The organism is Streptomyces swartbergensis, assembly GCF_002148965.1.
Classification (GTDB): domain Bacteria; phylum Actinomycetota; class Actinomycetes; order Streptomycetales; family Streptomycetaceae; genus Streptomyces; species Streptomyces swartbergensis.
This window is the reverse complement of the sequence record NZ_NGFN01000735.1, coordinates 1-1,088: the sequence shown is the minus strand read 5'-3', so window position 1 is coordinate 1,088 and position 1,088 is coordinate 1. Positions and strand designations below refer to the sequence as shown.

1 protein-coding gene is annotated in these 1,088 nt (G+C 76.3%); it reads left to right on the top strand.

What is annotated here, in order from left to right; translation table 11 throughout:
- Positions 1 to 46 precede the first annotated feature (46 nt).
- Positions 47 to 1,088, top strand: a 1,042-nt coding sequence (locus tag CA983_RS43980; protein WP_143645860.1) for a serine/threonine-protein kinase, incomplete at its 3' end; no start/stop codon positions are given.

The window sequence follows — 1,088 nt, the reverse complement described above, 5'->3', positions numbered from 1 at the left end:
GACCGGCTCTGGGCGCCCGTCCCGCCCCGCGGGGTACTGATGGGGCATGCGCAACGACGGGGGCGGGACGGGCGCCCAGAGCCGGTCGGTCGGCGGGCGGTACCGGCTGATCGAGCGCATCGGCTCCGGCGGGATGGGCACCGTCTGGCGGGCATACGACGAACTCGTGCAGCGTGACGTCGCCGTCAAGCAGCCCCGGTTGCCGGGCGACCCGGAGGACGAGAGCCACCGGCGCGCGGCCCACCGCCTCTACCGGGAGGCCCGCGCCGCCGCCCGGGTCGACCACCCCGCCGCCGTGACCATCCACGACGTGGTCGTCGAGCCGGAGCGGCAGCCGGACGCACGCGACGGGCGGATCGACCGCCACCGGCCGGTCGGACGCGACGGGCTGACGGCGGTCGACGCGGCGCTCGACGGACTCCCCTGGATCGTCATGGAGTTGGTGCAGGGCGAGTCCCTGCACGAGGTGCTCCGGCGCGGCCCCGTCGACCCGCGCGAAGCCGCCCGGATCGGCCTCGCCGTCCTCGGTGCCCTGCGCGCCGCGCACGCCGTCGGCATCGTGCACCGGGACGTGAAACCGGCCAATGTGCTGCTCGGCCCGCACCGGCGCGTCGTTCTCACCGACTTCGGCATCGCCCATGTGCAGGGCGAGGAGTCGCTCACGGCCGGCGGGGAGTTCGTCGGCTCGCTGGAGTTCGTCGCCCCCGAGCGGATGTCCGGCCGCATCGCCGGGCCCGCCTCCGACCTGTGGTCCCTGGGCGTACTGCTGTACGCCGCCGTCGAGGGGGCGCCCCCGTTCCGCCGGACCACACCGCAGGCCACGCTCGCCGCGATCCTCGCCGCCGAGCCGCCCGAACCGAAGCAGGCCGGGCCCCTCGGGCCGCTGATCGCACGACTGCTGGTGCCGGACCCCGACCAGCGCCCGGACGCCGAGGAGGTCGCGACGGCGCTGGCGGCGGCGGCCGGGCAGTGGCCGGCACCGGAGGAGATACCGAAGGCGACTCAGCAGGCCGCGGACGTACGGGTGTCCGCGCAGGAGGACGCCGGCACGCTCCGGCTCGCAGACGACACGGCGACACCGCCGGAGG